The organism is Porphyromonas sp. CAG:1061, assembly GCF_000435035.1.
Taxonomy (GTDB): domain Bacteria; phylum Bacteroidota; class Bacteroidia; order Bacteroidales; family Porphyromonadaceae; genus Porphyromonas_A; species Porphyromonas_A somerae.
Genome location: NZ_HF988927.1, coordinates 5028 through 12119, shown reverse-complemented (window position 1 = coordinate 12119; position 7092 = coordinate 5028). Strand labels below are relative to the sequence as shown.

The following is a 7092-nucleotide window of genomic DNA, read 5'->3' as shown; positions in this document are numbered from 1 at the left end:
TGGCTCTCTGTGGCGGGGGTGAAGTTCATCACTAGGCTCACCACAGGGCGTACCCCTTGATAGGCCTCAATATAATTGGTCATCCAAGCCCCCGAGCGTTTCCCCTTGCGTGGGAAGAAGTCGCAGAGGAGCATTCCAACTAAATTGCCGTGAGAGGAAACTTTATAAACCTTTACTTCGGGGCGATAAGGAGGGAACTGGGTGTGATCCGTCTCTTCCTCAATCGTCAGCTCATAGAGGTCGGAAGCAAGGTCAAACATGGCCCTTACCACGCTATTGAGCTCAAAGTAGGGGCGGGTCTCTTCCTCATCGTAGTGTAGCTCCTTTTGCCGATACTTCTCTGCCAGGTAGGCCCAATCCCATGGCTGGCAGTCCGAATGACCTTTGGTCACCTCTTTCAATTCCTTTTGGGCTAAAGGTGCGTAGGCCTCTCTTAATTCGTCCAGCATCGCATAGACCTTCTCGGGCGTTTTAGCCATCTTGGAACTCAATCGGTAGTCGGCAAAGCTCTTGTAGCCGAGTAGCTGGGCTATCTGATAACGAAGTGTGGCGATCTTGTAAACCTGCTGCTTATTACATGTGGGTTTACTAGTATCCATACAAAGTGTGGCACGGCCTCGATACATCTGCTCACGGATAGTGCGGTCGTCGCAGTACTTAAGTACAGCACTATAGGAGGGCATACTAAGGTCAAATAGCCACCCTTCCTTGCCATGCTCAGTGGCTAACTTTTTGGCCGCTTCCAAAGCGGAGGTGGGGAGTCGTTTTATCGGCTCTTTATCAGTAACGTGAAGGGTAAAGGCATTTTGTTCCTTGAGTAGGTTTTGCCCAAAGGTAAGGGTGGCCATACTCAGCTCCTTCCGAAGCTCCTTGAGCTGCTCTCTGGTTGCTTCTGGGAGGTAGGCACCGCTACGATCGTACCCTTCGTAGCTACGCTGGGTAAGTCGCTGATCAATCTCTTGGAGCTGAGGCAGCTGCTGGTCGTGAACCACCTTGACCCGCTCGGCCAATACCTGGTCCATACCTACCTCGTTGCTCACTTCGGTAAGTAGGGGCATCAGCTCCTGTGAAAGCTCCATCATACGATCATCGGCATCGCAACTGAGGAGATTAAAAAAGAGAGAAGTAGCCTTGCTAAAGTCCTCTCCCGACTGCTCAAGAGCGAAAATGGTATTCTCAAAGGTTGGCTCCTCCTCACACGCCTTGATGCCGCTGATCTCCGACCTAAATACTTCTGCTTCCTTGCGAATCTGCTCTGCAAGATGGTCGGGATCGCGTTGGGTGAAATCGGGAAATATAATCATTCTTTGCATATCTATTTGAATAGAAAAGCAAAGCCATATAATCAAAGAATTACATGGCTTTACTTATGGTGTTAGAAGTTAATCTTGAAGCGGTATCTTCGCCACTCGTGCCGTATGCCGCCCACCTTCAAACTCAGTTTCAAAGAAGGTTCGGGTGATGGCTCTCGCCTCATCGGGCGTCACAAATCGCCCTGGGATACTCAGCACATTGGCATTATTGTGCAGACGGGTTAGCTCGGCTTGCTCTGTATTCCATGCAAGTCCCGCACGTACATGGGGGTGCTTATTGGCTGCCATGGCAATTCCATTACCGGAGCCACAGACAATCACACCCCACTCCACTTCGCCACTATCAATAGCATTACCCAGCTTATGAGCGAAGTCGGGATAGTCGACACGCTCTTCACTATAGGTGCCGAAGTCATAGATCTCGGACTCTCCAAGCCACTCATCGAGGAAATTCTTAACTACCTCTTTGATCTCAAAGCCAGCGTGGTCGCTAGCTAGTCCTACTTTATTTATAGTCATTGTTGATATTTATTTTCCTAAAAGTTGCTTTACTTGTGTACGTACATTCTCGGCGGTGAAGCCTAGCTTTTCGTCGAGCACCTTGTAAGGAGCAGAGAAACCAAAGCTCTCCAATCCCCAAATAGCACCTGTGCCGTGTGGTATCAGCCCCTCAAGATTGACGGGCAAACCAGCAGTGAGACCGAAGCGAGGAAGTCCCTCGGGTAGCACGCTCGCCTGATACTCCTTGGACTGCTGACGGAAGATTGCCTCACTTGTGATGGAGGCGATATTGCAGTGGATACCCTCCTCGGCTAGCAGCTTAGCACCCGCCACAAGGGTAGAAACCTCAGAACCAGTAGCTACCAGCACCACCTCGGCATTAGGTTGCTCTGTAACTAGATAACCGCCCTTCAATATTCTCTGACTGTGCTGATAATTATTACCTGGCAGGTCATCTACATTTTGTCTAGAGAGGATTAGTGCAGTAGGCGTTGACTTATTTTCCATCGCCATCTGCCAGCTTACGGTCGTCTCGTAGACATCGGCGGGACGAAGCACCATCGTAGAGGGCTTACCGCTATGATTGTGGAGCTTCTCCATCAGTCGGATCTGAGCCTCTTGCTCTACCGGCTCGTGGGTAGGTCCGTCCTCACCTACTCTAAAGGCATCGTGCGTCCAAACAAAGCGAACTGGCACCTCCATAAGTGCTGCGATACGTACGGCAGGCTTCATATAATCGGAGAAGACAAAGAAGGTACCGCAAGCTGCATGGAAGCCACCATGTAGGGCAATCCCTATACAGATAGTTGCCATTGTCAGCTCCGAAACGCCTGGCTGAAGGAAGCTTCCCGAGAAGTCGTCCCGAGTGAGTGCCTTGGTCTCCTTGAGGAAGCCATCGGTCTTATCGGAATTAGAAAGGTCGGCACTTGAAACGATCATATTGGGGAGGTTCTTAGCCAGGAAACCCAATACGGTAGCAGAGGCATTTCGGGTAGCTGCATTTGGCTTCTGCTCTATACTCTTCCAATCAAGATGACTGGTATCAAGATCAAGCCAACGCTGTAGCTCCTTTGCATCTTCGTGGTGAGCTTTCGCCCACTCGTCATACTGCTTATGCCACTTCTGAGCGTGAGCTCTAAGCGTCTCCTTTCGCTCATCGTATAGCTTCTGTACCTCATCGAATATCACGAATGGATGCTCTGGATTGCCTCCAAGGTTCTTTATAGTCTCGGCTACGCCACCACCGGCTGCGGAAAGAGGTTGTCCGTGCGTTTTAACTAAGCCCTCAAAGCACTCTCCATCTGGCGAAAGCATTCCCTTGCCCATCACGGTATGCCCGATGATTAGGGTTGGCTTGCCTTTCACAGCTAGTGCCTTATCAAGAGCCTGGCGAATCTGGTCGTGGTCGTTGCCATCAATCTCTATCACTTCCCAGCCCCACGCACGGTACTTCATACCTACGTCCTCACTCATCACCTCAGAGACTTTGGTAGAGAGCTGCACATCATTGGCATCGTAAAACATCACTAGATTATCAAGCCCAAGGTGTCCTGCAATTCTACCTGCTCCTTGTGATACCTCCTCTTGGATTCCACCATCGGAGATAAAGGCAAAGATCCGCTGACGCATCAAATCCTCACCGAAGCGAGCAGCCATCTTTTTAGCGGCAATGGCGGCACCGACTGCCATGGTATGCCCTAGCCCGAGAGGGCCTGAGGTATTCTCCACGCCACGAGCCACATCAAGCTCTGGGTGACCAGGAGTAGGACTGCCCCACTGACGGAAGCCCTGTAGCTCCTCCATGGTATATCGACCAGTCATCGCTAGTACCCCGTAGAGCATCGGACTCATGTGCCCAGGATCCAAAAAGAAGCGGTCGCGAGCAATCCATTCAGGACAGTCGGGGTCATACTCCATATACTCCGAGAAGAGCATTTGTGTAAAATCCGCCCCACCGAGAGCCCCACCTGGGTGTCCCGACTTTGCTTTTTCGACCATAGACAGTGCCAAAACTCTTAGGTTATCAGCTGCCTTGTGACTCAATACGTTTTTAGTAGCCATAGTATTTATTTATTAAAAATGATATCTCTGCTGTATTCCCCTTCCACACTCTACAAAATTACCCATTTATATTGACTTTGCCGACCAATGGACACGTATATTTTGTAGCAATAGGGGAAGGGTCACTGATTTAGCGATAAAATTGGTAATTTTGCGATGTTAATTCTAAGGTAATGTTGCCTTCAGATATGTTTCACTATAATTATTAAGAGTAAACTTAATGATCACAGCAGACCAATTACAGAGTGTATTGGAGCGCCGAGATGCGCTGAGGGGGTATCTTTGACATTGATGCGAAAGAGACCCAACTAAAGGAGGAGGAGCTCCGCACCCAGGATCCACACTTTTGGGATGACCCCGATAAAGCACAGGCACAGATGAAGGTGGTGCAGGGGCTGAAGCACTGGATTAAAGACTACAATGAGGTAGACAACCTAGCTACCGAACTAGCATTAGCATTTGAATACATCAAGGAAGATCTGGTCTCCGAGGAAGAGATTGACCAGCTTTATGCCAAAGCAATAGAAAAGCTGGAGGATGTGGAGCTACGCAATATGCTCCGCAACGAGGAGGACCGCATGGGAGCTGTCCTTAAGATCAATTCGGGAGCCGGCGGCACTGAGAGCCAAGACTGGGCATCGATGCTGGCACGTATGTATATGCGTTGGTGCGAGGACCAAGGCTACAAGGTGACCATAACCAACTGGCAAGATGGCGATGATGCGGGCATCAAGACCGCGACACTTCAGGTAGAGGGTGACCTCGCCTACGGTTTCCTTAAGAGCGAAAATGGTGTGCACCGCCTTGTGCGCGTATCGCCATACAATGCTCAGGGAAAGCGAATGACCTCCTTTGCCTCGGTCTTTGTAGTACCCCTAGTAGATGATTCTATTGAGGTGGAGATTAATCCCGCACTTGTAACCTGGGAGACCTTCCGTTCTGGTGGAGCCGGAGGTCAAAACGTCAATAAGGTAGAGACCGGTGTGCGACTGCGCTATATGTACACCGACCCCGACACGGGAGTGACCGAGGAGATTCTGATTGAGAATACCGAGACCCGAAGCCAACTCGATAATAGAGAGAATGCTAAGCGACTCCTCAGAAGCCAGCTCTACGATAAGGAGCTACAGCGACGCAATAAAGCAAAAGAGGCGATCGAAGGAAGCAAGAAAAAGATTGAGTGGGGCTCACAGATTCGTAGCTACGTATTTGATGACCGCCGTGTCAAAGACCACCGTACCAATTACCAGACCTCCGACGTGGATGGGGTAATGGACGGTAAAATCTCTCCTTTCATCAAAGCCTATCTGATGGAGTTTGGAGGGGAATAATAGAGAGTAATAAGCAAATAACTGATAAGAATAAAGAAGAAAAGTAATGGCAAGTACAGCAGACTTTAGAAATGGAATGTGCCTAGATATCGATGGCACCCCATTCGTAATCGTAGAGTTTCTACACGTAAAGCCAGGCAAAGGACCTGCATTCGTAAGAACAAAGCTTCGTAATATCGCCACTGGAAGAATCCTAGACAAAACCTGGTCTTCTGGCGTGAAGGTAGATGAGATTAGGATTGAGAGACGTCCCTACCAGTACCTATACAAAGATGACATGGGTCTTATCTTTATGCACCCTGAGACCTTCGACCAGATTCATATCCCAGAGGAGCGCATCGAGGGTGTGCAATTCCTCAAAGAGGGTGATATGGTAGAGGCGATGGTGCATGCCGATAAAGAGGAGGTACTCACTTGCGAGCTCCCTAGCCACGTTACCCTAGAGGTCACCTACACTGAGCCTGGTATCAAGGGCGATACCGCTACCAACGCACTGAAGCCCGCCACTCTCGAGACAGGTGCCGAGATCCGTGTACCTCTCTTCATCGATAACGGTGAGAAGATCATCGTAGACACTCGCGAAGGCTCCTACGTAAGCCGTGCCAAGGAGTAATCCACCGCACATCAACAACTAAAGTAAGGGCTAGGTTGCAAAGACCTAGCCCTTATTTGACACTTCACTCAGAACTTGTTGGGTAGTAATAGAAGGTAATAGCATTCGAAATTAACCAGCTCACATTAAGGCTATGAAGAAATTGTTATTGGCCATTATGACCATAGTGGCCGTATTACTTACCTCTTGTGCCACTCAGTCTAAAAGGGATAGAAACTACCCGTATGCTTGGAGGGACATACACAATAACCATAATGATGCCTACTACTATACTGACCGCTTCGGACACAAAGTATCCCAGAAACGGTTTTCAGTAGCAAGGCAATTTGCCCCCAATGGCTTGGCAGCAGTCTGCGAGTCAGGACTTAGTGGCAAGTGGGGTTATGTTAATACGACCATTGACCTTGTCATCCCTTACCAGTATGATTTTGCTAGTGATTTTGGTGACTTTGGCTTTGATGATGATTTGGCCTGTGTCAAGTTTAACCTCGATGAAGCCAATCGTTTACGCCAACCAAGTGTAGCATTTGGGCCTGCAATGATTATTGATACGAAAGGAAGACAAGTCTCCAAAATCTATGGTTGTATGTTCCCTAATAACACGCCTGAAGCACGATGTGTAACTATCGTCAATAGCGGTACCTGCTTCCATAGTACAAAGGGATATCAAGATTACTCTACTGATGGTTATTGGGGAGCTATAGATAGCAGAGGAAAGGAGATCATCCCCTGCATCTATGAATTTCTTATAACCCATAGCTCACTAAGCGGATTTATCGTAAGGCACGAAGGAAAATGGGGCGCTATAGACTATAGAGGCAAGGAGCTTATACCTTGTGAGTATGATGGAGTATTCTACAATGACGAAAATAGCCACTTCAATACTTTCACAGAGGTGGATGGCGATAATTGGAACCACTGGAGTGAAGAGGATGTTCAGAGGCAGTTATGCTTTATCAAGGAGGATAGGATAGCTATCCGCCTCCCTGCTTCTAATTAAAGATACAGAGAATTTCAAGATATGAATAGAATAAGTGCCAGCTCCCCTTAGGAAGCTGGCACTTAATTTGATAAATAAGCTCCAAGCTTACTTGTAGCTAATCCACTTGATAAGCTCCTTCAGCTTTGGCTTCTTGCCATACATCAGCAGTCCTACTCTGAAGACCTTCGCCGCAGCCCAAACAAAGAAGACCGTCGTTGCCACCATCATTACCATTGAGAGGACGATTTGCCACGTAGGCGGGTCAAACGGCAGTCGCACCATCATCACATT

General features: G+C 48.7%; 6 protein-coding genes and 1 pseudogene. 3 read left to right on the top strand and 4 right to left on the bottom strand.

All coding sequences use genetic code 11. The features are described from left to right. The 3 genes from QVO39_RS06355 to QVO39_RS06345 all read right to left on the bottom strand — a co-directional run. The coding region (locus QVO39_RS06355; RefSeq protein ID WP_288171870.1) for a M3 family metallopeptidase at nucleotides 1-1313 on the bottom strand (1313 nt) is incomplete at its 3' end. 69 nt (nucleotides 1314-1382) lie between these two features. Next, the gene (gene rpiB, locus QVO39_RS06350) at nucleotides 1383-1832 is read right to left on the bottom strand and encodes a ribose 5-phosphate isomerase B (RefSeq protein ID WP_018029158.1); all 450 of its coding nucleotides are present in this window, start codon (nucleotides 1830-1832) and stop codon (nucleotides 1383-1385) included. Between the two features lie 9 nt (nucleotides 1833-1841). Further along, nucleotides 1842-3875 carry a transketolase family protein gene (locus QVO39_RS06345; protein ID WP_021903481.1) on the bottom strand — a complete coding sequence of 678 codons (2034 nt, stop codon included), beginning with the start codon at nucleotides 3873-3875 and terminating at the stop codon, nucleotides 1842-1844. A 220-nt stretch (nucleotides 3876-4095) separates the two neighbouring features. Here QVO39_RS06345 and prfB point away from each other — a divergent pair. From prfB to QVO39_RS06330, 3 genes are all read left to right on the top strand, one after another. Then, nucleotides 4096-5206, top strand: a protein-coding gene (prfB, locus tag QVO39_RS06340; RefSeq protein ID WP_155799499.1) for a peptide chain release factor 2 whose coding sequence is annotated in 2 segments (ribosomal slippage) — nucleotides 4096-4158 and nucleotides 4160-5206 — 1110 coding nt in all. Because the reading frame shifts where the segments join, the coding sequence is not laid out codon by codon here. A 46-nt stretch (nucleotides 5207-5252) separates the two neighbouring features. Further along, nucleotides 5253-5819 (top strand): elongation factor P, encoded by a 567-nt coding sequence (gene efp, locus QVO39_RS06335; protein WP_018029155.1) that lies wholly within the window; start codon nucleotides 5253-5255, stop codon nucleotides 5817-5819. 133 nt (nucleotides 5820-5952) lie between these two features. After that, entirely contained in the window at nucleotides 5953-6819 is an 867-nt protein-coding gene (locus QVO39_RS06330) for a WG repeat-containing protein (RefSeq protein ID WP_021903480.1), read from the top strand. 87 nt (nucleotides 6820-6906) lie between these two features. Here the strand turns inward: QVO39_RS06330 and QVO39_RS06325 are convergent. After that, nucleotides 6907-7092: pseudogene (locus QVO39_RS06325) on the bottom strand (ABC transporter permease); the annotation flags it as partial.